Here is a 20,754-nt window from a genome sequence, read left to right on the forward strand (position 1 = left end):
CTCACTGTTTTTTCTTTTAATTTTATATTCTTCAATATCTTACTTTTTCTGATGTTTCTTCCGGTTGTCAATAACTTTCATCCCCAGCCGTTTGCTGATGGCCAGCCGCAGAGCCGGACATACCCTTGTCATCTGGTTAAAGCACCACCAAAGCTGCATATACCAGAACTTACCCTTTTGCATAGGCATGTCCTTCCATGGGGTCATAGCCAGATATTTCCGATACCATTTTCCATAATAATTGTGGTTGCCACCGATCCAGGGCCGCTCATCTCCCAGAAAATGAATGATCGTTGGTCTTCTCTTAGCTGCAGCAAACTCTTTTTTACCTACCGCCCGGTAAGCATCACAAAGCTGCACCAGTGTATTATAACGGAAATACCGGTAATTGGTAAAGAAATTATACCTTGGGGAAAGAGGTAAAATGCGCCCATTTAATGCTCCGTTAATGGTATCCTGATCACAGGCAAAAAGGCTTCCTGCATGATCCCCGTAAAAATCCAGCAGTTTCTTCAGCACATTTTCCCTGCGCCAGCCAGCCAAGTCCATTAAGATCACACCGGAGTTAAAATAGGCATCATCTTTATCCATATCAATGGACTCTTTCATTTCTTTATAGACCGTGGGCTCCATGATCATGCCTGCCAGACAGTCTCCCAGCGGTGTTTCATACATTTTTTCAATGGAACTGCAGACAATGGTATCACAGTCCAGGTACAATGCCTTAGTCACAGTCTCCGGCAGTACTTCTGGCGCAAAAAGCCGCCCCATGGCACTGATATCAAAGCCTCTTGTATCTATTTTATAAGGAAATCTTTCTTTCAGATCTCCCAGTTCCACCGCATAAAGCTGACGTCCAAAACCGGCTGCCAGCGTTTTAAGCCGGTTTTGAAACGCTTCACACATCTGGGCAGAAAGCACATATATATCCAGATTTTTTATATGGCGGTTATTGTCCAGCAAAGAGCACAAAGATGCCGCCAGATGTCCAGCATAGCCGTCATTGGAAGCATAGATAATGTGGACCGCCTGTTCTTTCGTTTTTATAGTCTTTACAGCCTCTTTCATTGTCTTTTCCATTCTCATGTTTTATTCATGATGATGTCGCCTGCCGACGACAGATCCTTCTGTTCCATAATACATTTAATTTCTTACATTCCATGGTCATTTTATTTACGATTTTACAATACGGGTCCTAAAATGTAAATCCTATATGGCATTTTTCCCCCAATTATGATAAATTAAAGGCAGTATGGTTATTGTTCTCATTTTATGCAGACAATAACATGTAACTAACCGTAGGAGGTTCTATTATGCGTAAAACTTTTAAACATCTGGCAATGGCTGCTCTTGCCTCTGCACTGATCGCAGGACAGGCTACCACTGCTTTTGCATTCAAAAATGACACCAACAATGGTCCTGGTTCAGGAAAATCCACTGAAGTATCTTTACAGGCACCTGGGGATAACAGTGACAGTTCCCAGTCATCTGGAAACAATACTTCCCCAACTACCATTGTAGAAGAGTCTTCCCAGTCAACAGACACTTCCCAGTCTGAGACCTCTCAGACCACGGAAACTACTACAGAAACAACCACAGATACTACTACTGCAGCAGAAACCGTTACAGAAGACACTTCTGCCCAGGTTCCGACCAACCAAGCTTTCTTACAGGTACAGCTTCTTCGTGCCTCTGACCAGGTATGGAGTGATCCGGTCCGTGATGACTCTGTTCTTTCTGTGGGTGATGCAGGATTTTTAAGTATGTGCATCTATGCAAACAATCTTCCAGGTGATGTCCTTTACCGTACCTACAGCAGTTCCCGTGGCTGGACCAACTGGGCCATGAACGGCGGACATACAGACTGGTCAGCTGACTGCCCTGTAGAAGCCGTACAGATCCGTTTAAATGGTATTTTCGGCGACCGTTTTGATGTTTATTACCGCTCCAATCTTTCTGACGGAACAGAATGTGACTGGTCTAAAAACGGCGGCACCAACGGCGCTATGGCCTGCGGCCGCATTATCACCGGCATGCGCTTCTCCATGTGGGGCAAAGGAGTTGACGGCGCTGCTTACAAGATGGACAATCCATTAGTATCCGCTGCTCCTGACGGCATCCAGTTTGTAAACGGCACTCCTGTATTCAGCAATGGTACTGGCGACAACTTTACCGGATGGGTATGGAATGACAGAGACCGTTATTATGTAGTTGACAATGCCATTGTAACCGGATGGCAGTACATAGATGGCTACAAGTACTATTTTGAAGGTGACGGCAAGCTGGTAACTGACCTGGAGCCTTACTTAAATTATCAGGGTCAGTTTAAGATCAAGATCAACAAGCAGATGAACTGCCTGACCATTTATATTCCAGATGGTGATAATGGCTATATCATCCCGTACAAGTCCTTCCTGTGCTCCACCGGTGATGATACTCCTTTAGGTGAGCACAAGACTCCTGAGAAATATCGCTGGAGACTGATGAACACCGATGAGTACTGCCAGTACCTGACCCGTCTGGATGCAGGTATCCCGATCCTTCTTCACTCTGTTATTTATGAGAGACCAGATCCGTATACCTTAAAAGCATTTACTTACAACTATTTAGGCGCTACCAAGTCTCACGGATGTATCCGTCTGACTACCGCAGATTCCCGCTGGATCTACGAACACTGCGCACTTGGAACTTCCATCACTGTATACGAATCCCCGATCCCAGGTCCATTTGACCGTCCGGTCATCAAGACCATGATCCCGGATACACAGACCTATGATCCTACTGATGCAAATGTACCGGAGAATGGATTACAGTAATATCTGTTAGCAGTTGATAATAACAGATCTTGTATGTATATAAAAATACCTCCTGAGGCAGATGAACATTATGTTATCTGTACCGGGAGGTATTTTTTATTATTTTATTATCCTGATCATTTCGTAAAATATAATGAAGCAAAATAAGAACTCAAACGCTGTGCCTCATCTTTCGATATATCTTTTGGGATTTTAAATGACACTTCAAAATCTGCACGTAACGGATAAGTAACTTCTATATAGTCCGTAGTTACAGCCAGCTTTTCTCCCTTACAAAGAGCTTCGATCTCATCTATATGATGTGATAAATTTGCTGTCGTTCTGTGAACCTTAAGTGATGAACGCAGTTCCATAGACAGATCTTTTCTGGAGGTATTGGTGATCCATTTTGCCGTTCTCTGGTGGGGATATCCTTCTTCATTGCTGTCTACTGCTGCATCTAAATAATAATCACTGGTTACTTCTCCCAAATAAATATCCTCGCCATTTGGCATAAGCAGCAGATCGCCTACTTCCATTTGATTTACGAAAATATCAATAGTTGCGTATGCATTTCCAAGAGCTAAACCCGTAAGACTGTATGGCGGCAGAGAGAGCAGATGCTTCAAGTCTTCCCTTGACTTACCTTTTAAATTTCCAATACAGGGCCAGCCAACAGCAATGATCCCCTTCTCTTTAAACTCAGTTACTCTTGGAATACCATGTGGTACAGGACGGATAAGCCATGCGTTTCTCATAAGATACCTCCTTAGACTTTTTCGATAAATCTTGTTGTTATCTACTTCATATCTTTATAATACTTATATTTTATCCAAAAGTCAAGTAGATATCTTCTAGAAATCATTTTTTTAGATTACACCGTAATTTCAATCTGATTGCCCTCGATCGCAACAATGCAGCTTTCGTAATAGCCATCTCCCGTGGTCCGCGGTCCACTGACTACTTCATATCCGTCAGCTTTTAACTGAGCAGTCAAGGCATCTACCTTTTCCTTACTTCCCACACTGAAAGCAATATGCGCATATCCGGTGCGTACCAGATCTTTCGGCAGATCCGTCATTTCCGGTTTATTCATGATCTCAAGTCTTGCGCCATCATCAAATGAAAGAAAATAAGAGCGAAAATTGGTTCTCGGATTGTGATACCCATCATTTGACTGTGCACCCAGATATTTCATAAAGAATTTCCTGGCTCCTTCCAGGTCATTTACATAAAGTGCGATGTGTTCGATCTTCATAACTGCCTCCATGACTTCTTACAATATTTTACTGACATCTTTCCAAATATTCCCTCAACATCTGTTTCACATATGTCTGTATTTCATCTATGATCTTTTCACAGCTTCCCTTTTTCATGCCTGCCGCAATTCCAACTACCAGAAGTTCTTTTCTTCCCGGATCTCTTCCATTTCCATCAACCGTAGTTGTATGTTCTCCATAATAGGTATTGCTGTAGGTAAGATCATACGCAGGACTTAAATGCCATTTATCTTCCTTGTCATCATATAAATATGTGAAATTCTTTGAATGATCGTCCCGGTTATGGGCAAATACATTAAAACACATCCTACGAAACATATTTTCCATATCTTCTGCGTTATCTCTTGTCAGTATTTTTGTCAGCTTCATCAAACTATGATAATCCAGACTTGGCTGTTCAAAATCTAACTCTAAAAGTGCCGCCGCTGTCAGCATATGGAGCCTTTTTCCATCTGGTCTTCGGTCAAATCTTTTTGTTCCAAAATATCCTTTGCACTTGTCAGAAGGAAATAATCTTGTTTCACTCATAACAATACCACATTGTCTGGCACAGCAGGAATAATCATACTCCATTTTTCCTGTATCTTTCCCATCTACGTGGGCAGGAAATTTTATGATCCATTCTTCCCCATTGATCGTAGTCATGATCTTTGGTCTTGTTCCGCCACTGGTGCCACCCAGACGGTACAGTTCATCCAACTTATCTGAATATTCTGTATTCAATATTTTCTGACATTCTTCTGCCAGTTCATCTAAATCCAAATTCCCTGTCTGCTCAGAAAAACTCTTTTCAGGATAATAAGTCAGCGCTCCCATTCCTGACTTTCCAACGATTGCCAATCGATCTAAAACTGTCAGTTCGTCTGGAGCCTGCTTATGTGCCCGGATCAACCGGTCTAACAACAATCTTCCCCAATTATCCGGAAGACTGTCTGCAAACACTCCAAAAAGACCTGAAAAATAATCTTTTGTTGGTAAAAATACCTGTTTTTTCAGTGGAAGTGAAAAAGGACTGATAGAAAAACCATTTTCCAGCCATTTTTCATCATACTGAAAAGCCGCTTTATGATCCGCTGTCAGCGCCAGAATTCCCACACGCTTTTCCTCATAGTATACCTGGAGCACATTATCTTCTTTCATTTATAACCTCCTGGATATCTCTGTACGGTACCTGCGTAAAAATATTTCTCAGTTCATCTGCTATATCCAAAGCCATAGCAATCTTCGTCAAAGATATCAATGAGATCTGTCCTGTCGCTTCAAATCTCTTGATCGAACCATAGCTTACACCGCTTAAAGATGCTAATTTCTCCTGGGAGATCAAGCGGCGTTTCCTGATATTACGCACTCTCTGCGCAAGTTTCTGATCCAGTTCTTCTGCTGTTTCCCATATAAGCTGTTCCATAGACACCCCATTTATCTTTCTGCTAATATTTTATCCAAAATATTAGTTTTATATTAAAAACAGATAATATTTTATCTATTTCATTTTATCACTTATTTTTGTTGCATACAATATATTTTTCACCTAATTACTGATAAGCAACAAAAAAGACAACTGCGTTGCTAAAAACGTCAGTTGTCCTTTTATGATCTTGTTCAAATATTAATGCGAAATTTTACTGTATATCCAGATACTCTTTCCTGGTTGGCGGCGGATATGCCTGGTCGATAGCGTTATAATCTTCTTCTGTCAGCTGGATCTGATCTGCCTGTGCATTAAGAAGTGTATGCTCCGCACGGCCGCTTCTTGGAATGGCAATGGTATGTCCGTCCCGGATATTCCAGGCAAGCATGACCTGCTCTACGGTGGCATTATACTTTTTAGCGATCTCTTTTAAAACCGGGTTGTTTAAGATGCCCCTTCTTAAAGTCCCAGCCTGTGCCAGAGGACAATAGGACATCAAGGCCACATCATGCTCTCTCATCCACGGCAGAAGGCTGTATTCAATGCCTCTGGAACCGGTATGATAAAGAACCTGGTTTACCAGGCAGTTTCTGCCTTCCGGGATCTGCCACAGTTCTTCCATATCATCAATATCAAAGTTGGAAACGCCCCATTCTTTGATCTTTCCTGCTTTTTTCACACGATCCAGCTCTGCTACGGTTTCTTCCAGAGGATAGTTTCCTCTCCAGTGATACAGATAAAGATCCAGGTATTCCACGCCCATCCGCTTCATGGAATTATCTAGCGCCTGTTCCAGTCGGTGTTTCCCCGCATTGTTTGGCAGAACTTTAGATACCAGAAAAAGATCATCCCGTTTTTTATCAGAAATGACCTCTTTTATAAGACTTTCCGCTTTTCCATTTCCATACATTTCTGCAGTATCGATCAGCGTCATACCAGCAGAAATGCCAGTGCGCAGACTTTCCATTTCCCGCGCTCTTGCTGCTTTATTTTCCCCAAGGAACCAGGTTCCAAGCCCTAAGGCCGGAACCTGCACTCCGTTTCTTAATGTAACTGTATGTTTCATATTAGATCAGACCTGCTTTTTCCATTTCTTTTTTCATCTTATCATAAGACGCACCTTCTGGTGTTGGAAGATTTGGTAAATATGGTTTTCCAGCTGCCTGTCCACGCATGATAGCCATATCCTTTGCAGCTACCGGGAAGCTTGCACCATCCATTGCCAGACGAACTGGATTTAACTTATACTGGGCTGCCAGGGAACCTTTCAGATCTCCGGCCACGTATTTATTGTAAATATCTACGATCAGCTCCGGCATAAAGTTTCCGGCTGTACACACACCACCTACAGCTCCAATACATAAGCTGGCATATAACAGTGTGTCCTTTCCGCCAAATACCTTAAAACCTACATCTGCATTTCTGCGGATAAATTCCTCTGTCTGGGTAATGTCACCGGAGGTATCTTTCATACCTACGATATTTTTCACCTCATGGGCCAGTTTTTCTACCAGATCTGCACTTAAGGTATAACCAACTCTTCCAGGATTATTATACAACAGAACCGGAATTTCCGGAACTGCCTCTGCAATTGTTTTAAAATGCAGGAACAATTCGTTAAAATTGGGTTTTAAGAACATAGGTTGTAAAATGGAGATGCCTGCTGCACCGTTTGCTACTGCCATTTTTGCAAGGCGGACGCATTTTTTCGTATTGATCGCGCCGATTCCAAAGTAAACAGGAACTCTTCCCGCTGCCTGGTCTACCATGATCTTAAATCCACGTTCCATTTCCTCTTCTTCGATCTGGTAGAACTCACCGTTGGAGCCAAAAGCAAGGATACCGTGAAGGCCGCCATTAATCACATAGTCTACCTGTGCCCGCATAGCTGCTTCATTGATTTTTTCCTCTTCGTCAATAACTGTAATAATAGGAACGATAACGCCCTTGATAAAATCTGTATTCATAACATTTCCCTCTTAGATCAATAAAGAATTATTTTTCTTTTACAATAGAAACACCGGTCATTCTCTCATAGTAACGGATAATGTCATCATGGTCGCAGCTGCCTTCGTCATGGTTCTTTAATTCCTGCATTACTTCCATCATATGTGCGGTCATTGGTACTGGCATATTGATGGCATGGGAAGCGTTTAATGCATTATTTAAGTCCTTGATATGCAGGTCAATTCTGAATCCAGGTTTATAATTTCCCGCTAACATCATAGGAACTTTGGCATCCATAACCGTAGAACCTGCTAATCCGCCGCGGATCGCCTGATATACTAACTCTGGATCTGTTCCCATCTTTTTCGCAAAGGTCATTGCCTCTGCGCAGATTCCGATATTCGCTGCAACTACCATCTGGTTGGCCAGTTTTGCCACGTTTCCGGAGCCGATCTCACCTACATATACAACAGAGCCTCCCATTGCTTTTAACAGATCGGTGTATTTGTCAAATATTTCTTTCTTGCCGCCGCACATGATAGATAAGGTTCCGTCGATCGCCTTTGGCTCTCCGCCGGAAACAGGGCAGTCTAACATTTCCATGCCGGTTCTTTCTTTCAGTTCTGCTGCGATCTTCTTAGATTCTACTGGATCAATGGAAGACATGTCGATAACTACCGTATCCTCATCTGCGCCTTCAGCGGCACCATCTTTTCCTAACAGGGCTTCTCTTACATTTGGTGAGTTTGGCACCATGGTAATGATCACATCTACGCCTTTTACTACTTCCGCGTTGGTTGCACCTGCTGTTGCGCCTGCGGCTACCAGTTCTTCTACTGCTTCCTTTTTAAAGTCATTGACACAAACCTGATGACCTGCCTTTAAAAGATTCTTTGCCATTGGCTTTCCCATGATTCCTAATCCAATAAATCCTACTTTCATTTTTGTTTCCTCCTGTTATTGAAATTTGAATTTTAATGTACTTGATCCTCTGCCCTTGTCTCCGCTTATGCAGGGGGAGATTTTTAATGCATCATATATTTGTCTACTACATCCCAGTTAAGTTCTATTCCCAGTCCCGGCTTATCTGTCACCAGATAGTTCATGTGACCATCTGTTTCGATTTGGGCCCTTAATAACTCTGTACGCAATGGATTTTCATTTTCCTCTGCCTCAATAAACGGTATATTTACCTGGGACGCTGCAAACTGGATGTTAGCAGCTGTCATAACGGCTGAGAAAAAGGAATGTGGTGTATACAATTTATCAAAAACCTGGGCCGTTGAAGCGATCTTGCGGCAGCCAGTAAATCCGCCGGCCCAGCCAAGAGATGCCTGGACCACATCCATAGTGTCCGTTGCGATCATCTCCCCAAATCTGGAAACTCCTTGTTCTGATTCGATTCCAGCTACCCGGATTCCTCCCATTTCTCTTGTAAGACGTCTGTATCCGGCAATATCATCTGAACGGGTCGGTTCTTCGATCATAAAAATATCATTTTTTTCAAAAAACGATCTGGCACGAAGTACATCATCCACATCCCAGGTGCAGTTCATATCTACCATTAAGGTCTTATCCGGTCCAATAGTCCGTCTTACCAGCTCGATCCGGGCCTTATCTTCCTCATTGGTAAGATAAAAATCTCCGTTTTTCATATATTGGAGACGCATTTTATAGTTATTGGCAGTTCTGCCGATCTTCATTTTAAAAGCGGTAAATCCTCTATCCAGATATCCTTCGATTTCTTTTTGCAGATCTTCCAAGCTCTTTCCCTTTGCATAAAATCCAGCACTTGCATATCCCTGCACCCGGTCTGCCACCTGGCCCAAAAGCTTGCAAACTGGAAGTTTGGCTGCCTTTCCCAACAAATCCCAGAGAGCCACGTCAATGCCGCTGATCGCGCCCATAACCATTCCCTGTCTGCCGTTTGCCCAGCAGTTCCACAGCATCTTCTGATGGAGGAATTCGATCTTAGACGGATCTTCTTCTAAAAGCAGCGGCTTTAACTGCTTTTCTACAATCGATTCCATAGCTTCCATAGAGCTTCCAAAGGTTGCTGCTTCTCCAATACCTGTCAGTTCCGTATCTGTTTCAATGAATATAAGAAAGGCACCTCTGGCACCGCAGCTTCCACAGCCGTCAACAATCCAACTTTTATAAGGATAATGCAGCTTTATGGTCTTAATATCTGTAATTTTCATAAAACGCCTCTTTCCATGATCCTGATCTTCAGGATCTTATTTTCCATTATTTTCCAAATAAGTTTACAAACAACAGTGAAAGCTAAGGCACATAGGTAATAAACAGAACACCTGCAACCAGTGCCGCAAAATAGCGAACCAGATACGGAAACATTCCTTCAATCTTTACTTTTGCTGTATCACATACCACATACAGATTTACACCAATCGGAGGTGTCATCATACCGATCGCCAGATTGGACATCATGATAATACCGAAATGTACCAGATCGATTCCCAATGTCTTCGCTACCGGAGCTAACAGCGGTGCCAGGATTACCATGGCGCACCTGCTTCGCAGAACATACCGATAAAAAGGAGAAGCAGGTTGACTAACAGCAAGAACACATACTTGCTTGCGGAAATTCCCAAGAATCCAAATGACATTTTAAGCGAAATGATGTTAATGGAAGAGATCGACGCAAGCCGCACGCCCATCCGTGAAGCCTTAAATATGCTGGCCCAAGAGCAGTTAGTCCAGATCATTCCCAAAAAGGGGATCATGGTCCTGCCGCTGACCATGAAAGAGATCGCCATGACCTTTGAAGCCAGACTGCTCATGGAACCCTATATTATTGAAAACTACAGCAAATATATTGATATGGATAAACTTCTTGAATTAGAAGAACAGACAAATAAGATCTTAAGCAGTGAGATCTTAGAGCGGAAAGACGCCGTTATCTTCTGCAATATTGACGATGCCTTACACCGCACCATTGCCGACGCCTGTAAAAACAAATACCTGAACATGAACCTGTCCCAGATCTACGACCAGAATATCCGCATCCGCATTCTGGGTGAGCAAAACATCCGGGAACGCCACAAAGTAGCCGCCATGGAACACTTAGAGCTGATCAACTACATCAAAAACCATGACCTGCCAAGCGCAGTGGCTTCTATACGGGTGCATCTGATACATTCTAAAGAAGCGGCGGTGGCATCGTTTTTAAGTTGATCCAAGATCAAAGCCATTTTATGATCCATGATAGACCAGATCATAAAATGGCAGCTTTTTAGTTCTTAGATCAATCATCATTTGCCTGTATGGTATTTTCCATAGTTTCTGTTGGATTCTTCTTTGATTTTAATATATCTGATATCAGTGGCCATACTAAACAAACCAGAGAAATGATCAGTAAAACGCAGGATATCGGACGCGTAAAAAATTCTTTATAACTTCCATGGGCGTAGCTGATACCTTGGCGGAAATAACGTTCCAATTTACTTGAAAGGATAAATGCCAGTACCAACGGAGAAGTCGGCAGTCCCGCAATACTCATAAAGATAGCCAGCACACACCATGCCAACATAACATAAATATTAAACATAGTATTGGAAATTCCATAACCACCTATATAACAGATCACAAGAATAACTGTGTATAAATAGTGATACGGAACTTTCAAAATGTATGGAAACCACCTTTTTGTTAAAATCTGTATTACATAAGTAACAATTGCCGACACCAAAACACACGCAAATATCAGCATGGCCAAATCTGGCTGTTCTGTCATGAATAGCGGTCCCGCCTGTAATCCATGAATCGTCAGACCTGCGATCAGCATCGCTGTAATTCCATCTCCAGGAATTCCTAGTGCCATCATTGGGATCAACGCACCACCTAAAGATGCATTGTTTGCAGTTTCTGATGCCCATACACCTGCTGGATTTCCTTTTCCAAAACTATCTGGATCTTTACTGATACTTTTTGCATATCCATAAGCCACCATATTAGAAATACCAGAACCCATGCCTGGAAGAAAACCAATCCACAGACCGGTTGCAAAAGCAAATAAAATAGTCTTGATATTGTCAAAAATATCTTTCAACCCAATACCAATCCCCTTCATATTCACTACATCTGCTTCCGGCATCTTTCCTTCTCCCAATGCAGAATCACGGATGATCTGACACATAGCAAACATTCCCAACATCTGCGCTACTGTACTGAGTCCAGAACTAAGGTTTACACTTCCAAATGTAAAACGCTGTGATCCATTAATAGGATCCATGCCTACACATCCCATAAGCAGCCCAATACCTGCAGCCATGATCCCTTTAAAAATATTTCCTTTTGATAAAGAAGCAATCAATGTAATGGCACAAAAACACAGTGAAAAATATTCCCATGGTCCCAGATGAAGCGCAAATTCTGCTATAACCGGAGATAATACAGTTGCAATGATAACGGAAACCACCGTTCCTATAAAGGAAGCCGTCATACCAATTCCTAATGCTTTTCCCGCTTGCCCTTTCTTTGTCATAGGAAAGCCGTCAAAACAAGTGGCAATAGCGGAAGAAGACCCCGGAATACCGATTAAAACCGCCGAAATAAAAGTTCCCGATACTCCGCCGATCCAAATGGCAAGAAGTAATACAAAAGAAGTTTCCGTAGAAAGGCCAAATGTAATAGGAAGCAATAAAGCAATACCAAGGGTAGCTGAAAGTCCTGGAATTGCGCCAAATACAATTCCTAATGAAACCATGGCTATGATCAACAGGAAATTGACTGGCTGCAGACAGATCAGCAATGCATTCATATAATCCGTCATTTTTCTTCTCCTCTCTTCTACTCAAATAGTATGCCAGACGGCAGTTTTATCTGAAAACCATAAACAAACATTGCATAGAGACTGGCTGTAACTACCACAGAAATAATGATTGCCGTAACCAGCCGCACCTTACTTTCTCCCTTAAGATCATAAATAAATGCAAAAGTAGCAAAGGGCGTCGTAAATAAAAATCCCAGATAATTCATAGCAACAGCATAAAGAAGAAGTTTCATAAAGCTTAATGTTATTTTACAGATACCTCCCTTGGGAAAATATGGCTTTTCCTCCCTTTTTCGTTCTATGACCCCTTTGATCAATAAAGCTAGAGAACTGACCGCAATAAGAAGCAGTGCTACATATGGCACGATCCTTGGTCCTGGTTCCAATAATTTAGCCGGTTGTTTGATAAACCGGGTAAAATACAGAAAAAAAGCACTTCCCACCAGACCTGTAATACCGGTGATCGTATCTCTGTGCATTTTCATATTCCCAATCTTCTCCTTTCTAAAATGTCCTGAGAGAGATCCCTCAGGACATCCTTTTCCATTATTCCACTTCACATACACCTAAGCTTTTTGCAATGTCTACAAACTGTGCATATTCTTTATCATGAATCTCCTTAGACTCTTCCAAATCATGCCAGCCTGGAATGCAGCCAATGCTCGCAATACCGTCTTTTACAGTTGGATCTTCTGCTACCGCTTTCATAGCCTCATTCATTTCAGCTACCATCTTTTCATCCATACCTGCAGGTCCTAAAAGATAATGATATATAGACATTGTACAATTCTCGTATCCCTGTTCCTGTAATGTCTTATAATTATCCGGTAATTCTTCCGGGTAATCTCCAATCGTAATTCCATCTGATGCAACAGTGCCAATTACTTTTAACTTTCCTGCTTTTTCATACTCTACTGCATTTCCAACGCCAACAACACCTACATCAATGAATCCGCCTGCAAGATTGGTAAGACGGTCTGCTTCTGATGCACACTCAACAGAATTCAACTCAATACCAAGTTCTTTACTTAACATTCCAAATAAAAATGTATTAGAGCCAGATGCAGGCATGCCTGCATTTAATTCTCCCGGATGTTCCTTAGCATACTCTACAAAACCTGCAAAATCATCATAAGGAGCATCAGCCGGAACTGCTAACGTAAGAAATCCATTATCCTGAAGGCATGCGATCAATGTGAAATCTTTGTTCGGATCAATATCAGTATTACCCGTAATATACTGTATATTTAAAGCAGACGTTGCCACTGTAAGAGTTGTTCCATCAGGCTTTGCATTTGCTACTGTCTGATGCCCCACCGTATTACTGTCATAATTGGTAACGGTTGTTTTAAGTCCATATAATCGATTCAATCCTTCACTGTAATAACGGATTCCCAAATCAGAGCCGCCACCTGCTTTTCCAGGAACAACCAGTGTGATCGTTTCATCTTTTGGGAAACCAATTTCTGTATCAGCAGCCGCCTTACTGTCATTTTTCTGCGTTTCCGCTTCAGAAGCTGCCGCAGTAGAAACTGTTTCATCTTTTTTTTCAGAACAGCCTGCCATTCCTGCTACCGCTGCCAGGATCACACCTGCCGCTAAAAAACGATACAAATTCTTTCTCATAGTTTTTCCTCTCCTTTTTCATATCATATTTAACAGAGCAATCTTTCGCTCTGTTATTTGCATTTTTAGCAATTTTGCTATATTTTTTCGCTAAGTGCTTTTATGTTTCGTATTATATACTTAGTTTTTGCATTTTACAAAGCCATTTTGATTATAGTATTCATATCATTTTAGTTATAATAAACTCATTTTTTCTTGACACTCATTAGATTTTGTCTATAATTTAAAAAAACAACAAGAAAGGGGTGGATCTCACATGACAACACGACAGCTTTATTATCTTACTGTTATATCTGATTTCGGAAATCTCTCAGCAGCAGCACAGGCATTGCAGATTTCTCAGCCTGCACTCAGCAAATTTCTTACTGAATATGAAACCTCACTGGGCTTCCAGATCTTCCTTCGTTATCACAGACAGTTGGTGCCTACTTCTGTAGGACGCTATGTAATCGAATATGCACATAAAATCGTAAATGAACAAACAAGACTTTCCCAGTCACTAAGAATGATCACAAATATGGATCATTCCTGTATCCGCCTGGCAACCGGCCCCAATCGCGGATCCATGATATACAGCCGTATTTACCAGTCATTTATAAACCGTTATCCCAATATTTCATTATCTTTAACAGAGCTTTACTCTAATGAACAAACGAACGCTGTTTTGCATGGGCAAGTAGATCTGGCAATTGGTTCTGGAAAAGCCTCTGATAAAGTAACAGATATTCCCATTGCCTATGAAGAGCTTCTGGTTGCACTTCCTGCAGCTCATCCATTAGCCACTTCCAGCAAGATCCGTCTGGCTGATCTGAAAGATACCCCATTTGTACTACAGGGGCTCCGACACAACATTCGCATCCTTGCAGAAGAACTTTTTAAGGAAGCAGGCTTTGAACCTGTGATCACTTTTGAGTCAGATAATGTGATTCTTGTTGATTCTATGCTCCATCACGCAGCTGGAGCAGGTCTTGTATCCAAAACATATGTCACACCTTGTAATGAGCTGGTGTTCCTTCCTTTAGATCCACCTGTTCACCAGGTCACACATATTCGTTTTCCTCTGGGGTATAAACTGACAGAACCGGAAAAATATCTCGCATCTTTACTGATCAAGGATCTGCAGTCTGATCCAGATCAACACTTTGAGATCATTCCATCCTCACAGGTCAACGATCTGCTTCTGGCTGCTGACCTGTCATTCGGAAATAAAGGTTCAGGTATTTCTGCACCAGATATCCCTGGTACTTTGGCATCCACACAAAATCCTCCTGAATTAAATCTGAATCCACAACTGCTGCGTTACGTTATTGCCATTGTTGATGAAAAAAGTCTGACAAAAGCTGCCGAAAAATTTTATCTTACCCAGCCTGCTCTTTCCCGGTATCTGCATTGTATGGAAAAAATGCTTTGTACCAAATTATTTACCCGCGAACATAATACACTGCTCCCCACCAATGCTGGAAAGGTATTTGTCAACTTCGCCCGTAACATCCTGCAGATTGAAGCCGAAATGTCCGAACATATTAAAGCTTATCAGCAAGGACATGAGGGAAGTATTTACCTGCAATGTGATCCCAGTCTGATACATATTATACAAACTCAGATTGTTTCTACTTTTCAGGAACAGCATCCAGATATCCAGCTTCATATCACCTGCGGTAACCGTGAACAAATCCAGGAAGCTCTTTTAAATGCATCCGCAGATTATGGCATCTATTTTTCCTGTGAAGAAGAGCATCCCATTTTAGACAGCCGTATTCTGGATGAAGATGAACTAGTATATTGTTCTAAAAACGATATTGCTTCCTGTTCTTTAGAATCTGCGAAAGCTATGATGGTCCCTCAGACAAATGCGCTGCACCGCGAACAGGAACGTTTATTCCAACAGATATGTCCGGCCTGTGTATCCTCCATTTGTGAGGCTATTCCATCCATCCTGCATTTTCTGGAAAAAAATGGAATTGGCAACACGATCCTTCCATCAAAGATTTTTGCTGACACTCCTAATGATATTCATTCTTTTACACCACCTCAGGGATATTTTCTGATCATGGCCCATCATCCGATCCGCGCCATGCCCCCTGTGACCCGAGATTTGGAAAATTTGCTTTATGACACATTTGAAACCTATTTTGAACATTATGAGGAGGTATTTTCATGAACTATCTTTTTAACTATCCAGATGTCCTTAAAATCAAAGAAGCTATATTTTATGATGTAGCACCTATTCCACTTCCAGTTCCTTTTAAAGACGGAACTGGCGGGATCCGTCATGCATCCTTTTTCCAGGGCTGGCTAAAAGTATATGACGAAGATGGTTTCTGTGGTCAGGGCCCAGCTTCCCGTATCATGGTAGATTTCTTTGTCCCAAGACTATTAGAGCAAGGCGGAAAAACCAATAGTGAATGGACTCATTACTTCTGGTGGGAGATCCGCAACTTTGGCTATCAAAGCCCTTATGTTGCAGAAATGTTTAATCTGGACTGGATCCTTTTAGACCTTTTAGCCAACCGGGCCCAAAAGCCACTTCATCGTTTTCTTGGTGCCACAAAAGACTGGGCCAGCGTCTATAAAGGCGGCGGTTCTGTGCTTCTTAGCGATGAAGCCCTTTTAGACGATCTTCTCCGCTTCAAATCAGAAGGTTTCAAAATCACCAAATTTAAGATTGGTGGAAATGGCAATGACTGGTCTGCAGATGTCCGCCGTCTTGAAAAAGCCCGACTGGCTCTGGGTGATGATTTTGGCATTGCTGTAGATGCAAACCAAGCCTGGGATGCTGATACCGCTTTTGAATTTGCAAAAGCTGCTGCTCCTTATAATGTGGAATGGTTTGAAGAACCTGTCCATGCTTTTGACATGGAGGCGCTTCGCTCTCTGCGCGACCAGATGGATAATGCCGGTATTTCCATGGAAATTGCTATGGGTGAATCTGTCAGAAGTTATCATGCTCATGTGGATTATGCAGAACATGGCGTAGATCATCTCCAGCCTGCCCGTTTATACTGCCTTGCTGAAATCATGCGTGTACGGGATTATGCCCACCAACATAACTGCCGTATTTCTACTGGCGGCTTTCCATTTATAAATGCCGCTTTAGGTGCCCTCTATTCCGAAAATGAACTTCTGGAATTCCATCAGCCATTAAATGAAGTATTGATTCCTTACTTTAAGGTTGTATCCCAGATCAAAGACGGGCGATTCTACCTTCCAGATATTCCAGGCATTCCTGTTCAGCTCGATTTTGACCATCTGGAAACAGATGGACTCTTAAGAGGTATCCAGTATTATTACAGAAAAAAATAGGTTTTCTCTGTTTAAATAGATAATAACAGTCCATTTCCAAAAAGAAAACGTATTCATCTCGTATACAAGATAAAGATAACCGGCAGAATCTTTGCAATTATAATATGCGAAGTTTCTGCCTGTTTCGTTCTACTATATATGCTAAACCAGATAATTATTTGGCAGGCGCACACTTCTCCTGCATCTCTCAGGTTTCCCTTGTCTGTACCAACAGCGTGGGGATCGTGCGAAATTTTCCACCTCAAATAATTACCTGGGTAAAGCCCTATCAATTTTCTCTTTTTAAATATTCCGTATATGGCACATCCGGATCCAAGATCAGTCCCCCATGCATAGTCGGGGCTTTGGCCGGTTTCATATAATCACCATATTCGGCGGTGAGTCTGCCGTCATAGCCTACAGGAACAGGTATCTTACGGTTTTCAAAGGGCATGTAAACAGCTTCTTTGAACCACTCCCGCTTCCAGGTGTTTTTTTCCAGATAGCGGATAAATACAGTGTCGCAGACATATTCCGTATCTTTGCCTTTGAAGCGGGTACACAGTTTTTCATAACCCTTATATGCCTTGACCATGGGAACATGGAGAAGCATTCCAATGCCATGGAGAAGTTTTCCAAAAACCGTTGCATTTTCATAATAATCAAAGCGGTACCAGGTATAAAGCACGGTCCAATAAAACTGGATCTTTTTGGCCCAGCTTTTTCTTTCTTTTTCCGTTTTCGGCATACCGTCCAATGGAAAAATATCAATAAAAATGCCGCAGTTATATCCCGCCTTTTTATCTTCTTCATTGCAGCCGCAGGTCTTGCTGTTTCGGATCTGGGCGTGGCCGCGAAGGTAATTTTTCTCTGTATACACAGTCTGAAGCACCAGATCTTCTTTCAGCCATTTCGGGGCAATCTGCACAAATTTATCATAATCTTCCCGCAGCATGACCAGGTCAATATCGTCATCCCATGGAATATATCCTTCATGGCGGATAGCACCGATCAAGGTTCCGCTGTCAGCAAAATATTTAAGCCCATTGGCTTTGCAGATGCGCTCCACTTCATCTAACATTTCCAGCTGCACCGCCCATACACGCTTCGTTTTTTCATCTACCGTGTATCCGCAGCGTATTTCCTCTTTATAAAATTCCGGCTTTTCTCTCAGCATGTCCCAATAATCAATCCTTCCAAACTGTTTTTATCTCACATAACATGGCATTCCTGTGATTTTTTTATGGCTGTCCCGTCAGCCGCCTGTATATTTTCCCTAAATACTGATACAGGAACGGATCACGCATTACCAGAAGCACCAGTAAATACACCACTGCGCCTGCACCGATCTGAACAAAAGTGGTGATAGGTCCCAGGCCACGGACCTGTTCCAAAAACTGTCCCGTCCACACCACAGCTCCCAACATAATAACAGCCGCCACAAGACGCCTCCAGCCATAACGCACCAGCATTTTCAGCTTTATAAAATCTCTTCCCAGCCACAGATAAAGGGAGGTGATAAAACATTCTGCTGCTACTGACGCTGCTGCTGCTCCCAACGCTGCAAAATGAGGGATCAGAAGGAAATTTAAACAGGCATTGACCATAGCTCCTGCTACGATCACTTTGCCGCTCTGGGCCCTTTTTCCACCAGGCGTTAAAATCTGGCTGCCGATGCAGTCACTTAAACCTACCACCAGCACCAGAGGACTGCATACATACATTAAAAATGTCACCGGCAGATACCCGTTTCCCAAAAACCAGGGAATAAACTGGGCTGCGATCCCCGCCAGACCCAGCATAATAGGCATTGCCATTAAAAGGACAAAATCCAGTGAGTCCTGGAAACGCTTATGGATCTCTTCCATCCGTCCAGTTCCAAATAAATAGGACATACGGGCGGACATAACTGCATTAAAAGACATGATCAGTATTTTCGCCATATTCACAAAACCGGTGGCATATTCATAATAACCGTTCTGTGACTTATTTTCCCCGGAAAACCAGCCAAGCATAGTCTTATCCAAAATGGTATAGACGGAAGTGGCGATGGTAGGTATAAAGTAAACCAGAGTCTCTTTTAAATGGCGCAAAGGACGCAGTTCTTTTAAAACCGGCTTTTCCACCTGCCCCTTTAAATATCCCCACATGGAAACATTTCCCAGAAGTCCGGTTGCCGCAGTCAATGCCACATACAGCAGAAGATCTTCTTTTTCCCGGATAAATAAAAACAGCATGGCAATGCCCACAAGCTTCACTGCCGTATTTCGCAAAACGATCAGGGAATACTGCTCCAGCCCCCCATAAAACCAGGAAATATCAAAAGCAACTGCCAGCAGTGTCATCGTCAATACCACATAATAAGGCCTGTATTCCCTGGCAAAGCCGATCACAAACAGCCAGATAATAAGACATGCTGCGGTCGTTGCCATACAAAGCACCTCGATCTCCCAGAAAAGCCGGCTGCGTATCTTTATCTCATCTCTGTGTCTTGCGATCTCCCTCTGCCCATAAGAAGCCGTTCCCAGAGCCGCCAGTATGGCAAAATACTGGACTACGGAATTGGTATAACTCTGTACTCCCGTTCCATCTGCCCCCAGAACGCGGGAAATATACGGGGTCGTGATAAATGGGGTGATCAGCGTCATCACCTGGTAAATTAAATTGTATATATAGTTTTTCCGAACACTGGGTGCTTTTGCCATAAGATCTTCTCTATACTCCATTTATATTTATGTTCTCTTAAAATCTTTTTTGTCTCTTGGCTCATTATACCCATGGAAACCTTTTTAAGCAAGGCAAAAAATCCGCAACAATGCCAGTACCGGCATTATTGCGGATTTTCCAGATAAATCTGTCTGCAATGTTCTAATCTTCCATCATATGATCATATTTCTCTCTTGTTTCTTCCCGTTCCAGATTCAGCACATAAGAAAGACCTTTTAATTTCGTATTCAGGATCAGCTTTTTCGGAAATTCGCAGGCCTCTAACATTTCCTTTGCCCGATCCAGGTTTCCTATATCGTAAAATATGTGAGCATCACTGTCCACGATCACCGGCACCTTGTATTTTTTACAGAAAGACAGCATAACCGGAAGATTTTTGTCTGCATTCAGTCTGCCGGTACGGGGAGAAAAAGAGCTGTTGTTTACTTCCAGCGCCACCTTTTCTTTTGCTGCCGCTTTTACCAGTTTTTCATAATCCAGAGGAAAACGGTCATCATCTGGATGTCCGATGATCTTCACATATGGATTTTTCATAGCTCCGATCAATGCATTGGTATTTTCCTCTCTGGTTCCTGCTTTTACACAGGGAACATGAAGACTGGCAATCACATAGTCCATTTTCTTTAAAACAGCTTCTTCCGCATCCAGTTTTCCTTCCAGATCTATGATATTGGCTTCCATACCGGTAAAAATACGGACTCCCAGTATTTTCTCTTTGATCGCCTTAAAATTAGTAAAATAAATAGGCTGCGCAGATCCCGGCATGGCACTGTAGTGATCTGATGTTCCCATGGCTTTTAATCCTTTGGCCGCTGCCTCTTCTATATTTTCTTTTAATGTGCTAAATGCATGACCACTGGCCACTGTATGTGTGTGAAGGTCAAATAACAGCTTCAT

20 protein-coding genes are annotated in these 20,754 nt (G+C 42.4%); 4 read left to right on the forward strand and 16 right to left on the reverse strand.

The annotated features are described in order from the left end of the window. Window positions 1–39 precede the first annotated feature (39 nt). Window positions 40–1,080 carry a glycosyltransferase family 8 protein gene (locus DW251_RS02270; protein WP_243034850.1) on the reverse strand — a complete coding sequence of 347 codons (1,041 nt, stop codon included), beginning with the start codon at window positions 1,078–1,080 and terminating at the stop codon, window positions 40–42. 233 nt (window positions 1,081–1,313) lie between these two features. On the opposite strand from DW251_RS02270, the gene DW251_RS02275 reads away from it, so the two are divergent. Beyond that, window positions 1,314–2,816 (forward strand): L,D-transpeptidase, encoded by a 1,503-nt coding sequence (locus tag DW251_RS02275; protein WP_118300088.1) that lies wholly within the window; start codon window positions 1,314–1,316, stop codon window positions 2,814–2,816. A gap of 116 nt (window positions 2,817–2,932) precedes the next feature. On the opposite strand, the gene DW251_RS02280 is transcribed toward DW251_RS02275, so the two are convergent. The 9 genes from DW251_RS02280 to DW251_RS02320 form a co-directional block, all read right to left on the reverse strand. Beyond that, a complete protein-coding gene (locus tag DW251_RS02280) occupies window positions 2,933–3,553 on the reverse strand; it encodes a hypothetical protein (RefSeq protein WP_021869321.1) in 621 nt (206 codons plus the stop codon). 116 nt (window positions 3,554–3,669) lie between these two features. Beyond that, complete coding sequence (locus tag DW251_RS02285; protein WP_118300089.1) at window positions 3,670–4,053, reverse strand: VOC family protein; 384 nt, start codon at window positions 4,051–4,053, stop codon at window positions 3,670–3,672. A 28-nt stretch (window positions 4,054–4,081) separates the two neighbouring features. Then, window positions 4,082–5,215 carry a type II toxin-antitoxin system HipA family toxin gene (locus DW251_RS02290; RefSeq protein ID WP_118300090.1) on the reverse strand — a complete coding sequence of 378 codons (1,134 nt, stop codon included), beginning with the start codon at window positions 5,213–5,215 and terminating at the stop codon, window positions 4,082–4,084. Then, entirely contained in the window at window positions 5,202–5,480 is a 279-nt protein-coding gene (locus DW251_RS02295; protein ID WP_021869324.1) for a helix-turn-helix domain-containing protein, read from the reverse strand. Before DW251_RS02295 ends, DW251_RS02290 begins: the two co-directional genes overlap by 14 nt. A 214-nt stretch (window positions 5,481–5,694) precedes the next feature. After that, window positions 5,695–6,549: an aldo/keto reductase gene (locus tag DW251_RS02300; protein WP_118300091.1), complete on the reverse strand. Its 855-nt coding sequence runs from the start codon at window positions 6,547–6,549 to the stop codon at window positions 5,695–5,697. Window position 6,550: 1 nt separating this feature from the next. Beyond that, on the reverse strand, window positions 6,551–7,450 hold the full coding sequence (locus DW251_RS02305) for a dihydrodipicolinate synthase family protein (RefSeq protein ID WP_118300092.1): 900 nt from the start codon (window positions 7,448–7,450) through the stop codon (window positions 6,551–6,553). A 28-nt stretch (window positions 7,451–7,478) separates the two neighbouring features. Next, entirely contained in the window at window positions 7,479–8,372 is an 894-nt protein-coding gene (garR, locus tag DW251_RS02310; protein ID WP_118300093.1) for a 2-hydroxy-3-oxopropionate reductase, read from the reverse strand. 83 nt (window positions 8,373–8,455) lie between these two features. Further along, on the reverse strand, window positions 8,456–9,631 hold the full coding sequence (locus DW251_RS02315; RefSeq protein WP_118300094.1) for a mandelate racemase/muconate lactonizing enzyme family protein: 1,176 nt from the start codon (window positions 9,629–9,631) through the stop codon (window positions 8,456–8,458). An 82-nt stretch (window positions 9,632–9,713) separates the two neighbouring features. After that, window positions 9,714–10,052, reverse strand: a complete 339-nt coding sequence (locus tag DW251_RS02320; protein ID WP_347474610.1) for a TRAP transporter large permease subunit — start codon at window positions 10,050–10,052, stop codon at window positions 9,714–9,716. Here DW251_RS02320 and DW251_RS02325 point away from each other — a divergent pair. Next, window positions 9,999–10,625, forward strand: coding sequence for a GntR family transcriptional regulator (locus tag DW251_RS02325; RefSeq protein WP_118300096.1), 627 nt, complete (start codon window positions 9,999–10,001; stop codon window positions 10,623–10,625). The genes DW251_RS02320 and DW251_RS02325 overlap by 54 nt on opposite strands. A 70-nt stretch (window positions 10,626–10,695) precedes the next feature. On the opposite strand, the gene DW251_RS02330 is transcribed toward DW251_RS02325, so the two are convergent. From DW251_RS02330 to DW251_RS02340, 3 genes are all read right to left on the reverse strand, one after another. Then, entirely contained in the window at window positions 10,696–12,222 is a 1,527-nt protein-coding gene (locus DW251_RS02330) for a tripartite tricarboxylate transporter permease (RefSeq protein ID WP_118300097.1), read from the reverse strand. Between the two features lie 17 nt (window positions 12,223–12,239). Beyond that, window positions 12,240–12,707, reverse strand: coding sequence for a tripartite tricarboxylate transporter TctB family protein (locus tag DW251_RS02335; protein WP_118300098.1), 468 nt, complete (start codon window positions 12,705–12,707; stop codon window positions 12,240–12,242). A gap of 61 nt (window positions 12,708–12,768) precedes the next feature. Then, a complete protein-coding gene (locus tag DW251_RS02340) occupies window positions 12,769–13,848 on the reverse strand; it encodes a tripartite tricarboxylate transporter substrate binding protein (RefSeq protein ID WP_118300099.1) in 1,080 nt (359 codons plus the stop codon). 256 nt (window positions 13,849–14,104) lie between these two features. Here DW251_RS02340 and DW251_RS02345 point away from each other — a divergent pair, with 256 nt between their 5' ends. Together DW251_RS02345 and DW251_RS02350 are read left to right on the forward strand one after the other, a co-directional pair. Next, window positions 14,105–16,009, forward strand: coding sequence for a LysR family transcriptional regulator (locus tag DW251_RS02345; protein WP_118300100.1), 1,905 nt, complete (start codon window positions 14,105–14,107; stop codon window positions 16,007–16,009). Continuing rightward, window positions 16,006–17,151 carry an enolase C-terminal domain-like protein gene (locus tag DW251_RS02350; RefSeq protein ID WP_118300101.1) on the forward strand — a complete coding sequence of 382 codons (1,146 nt, stop codon included), beginning with the start codon at window positions 16,006–16,008 and terminating at the stop codon, window positions 17,149–17,151. The genes DW251_RS02345 and DW251_RS02350 overlap by 4 nt, the downstream gene beginning before the upstream one ends. Before the next feature lie 268 nt (window positions 17,152–17,419). On the opposite strand, the gene DW251_RS02355 is transcribed toward DW251_RS02350, so the two are convergent. The 3 genes from DW251_RS02355 to DW251_RS02365 form a co-directional block, all read right to left on the reverse strand. Further along, on the reverse strand, window positions 17,420–18,307 hold the full coding sequence (locus DW251_RS02355; RefSeq protein ID WP_118300102.1) for a LicD family protein: 888 nt from the start codon (window positions 18,305–18,307) through the stop codon (window positions 17,420–17,422). Window positions 18,308–18,371: 64 nt separating this feature from the next. Further along, a complete protein-coding gene (locus tag DW251_RS02360) occupies window positions 18,372–19,856 on the reverse strand; it encodes an oligosaccharide flippase family protein (RefSeq protein WP_021869337.1) in 1,485 nt (494 codons plus the stop codon). 142 nt (window positions 19,857–19,998) lie between these two features. Next, the gene (locus DW251_RS02365; RefSeq protein ID WP_118300103.1) at window positions 19,999–20,754 is read right to left on the reverse strand and encodes a phosphatase; all 756 of its coding nucleotides are present in this window, start codon (window positions 20,752–20,754) and stop codon (window positions 19,999–20,001) included.

This window comes from Clostridium sp. AM22-11AC, from assembly GCF_003473545.1.
In the GTDB taxonomy this organism is placed as follows: domain Bacteria; phylum Bacillota; class Clostridia; order Lachnospirales; family Lachnospiraceae; genus Enterocloster.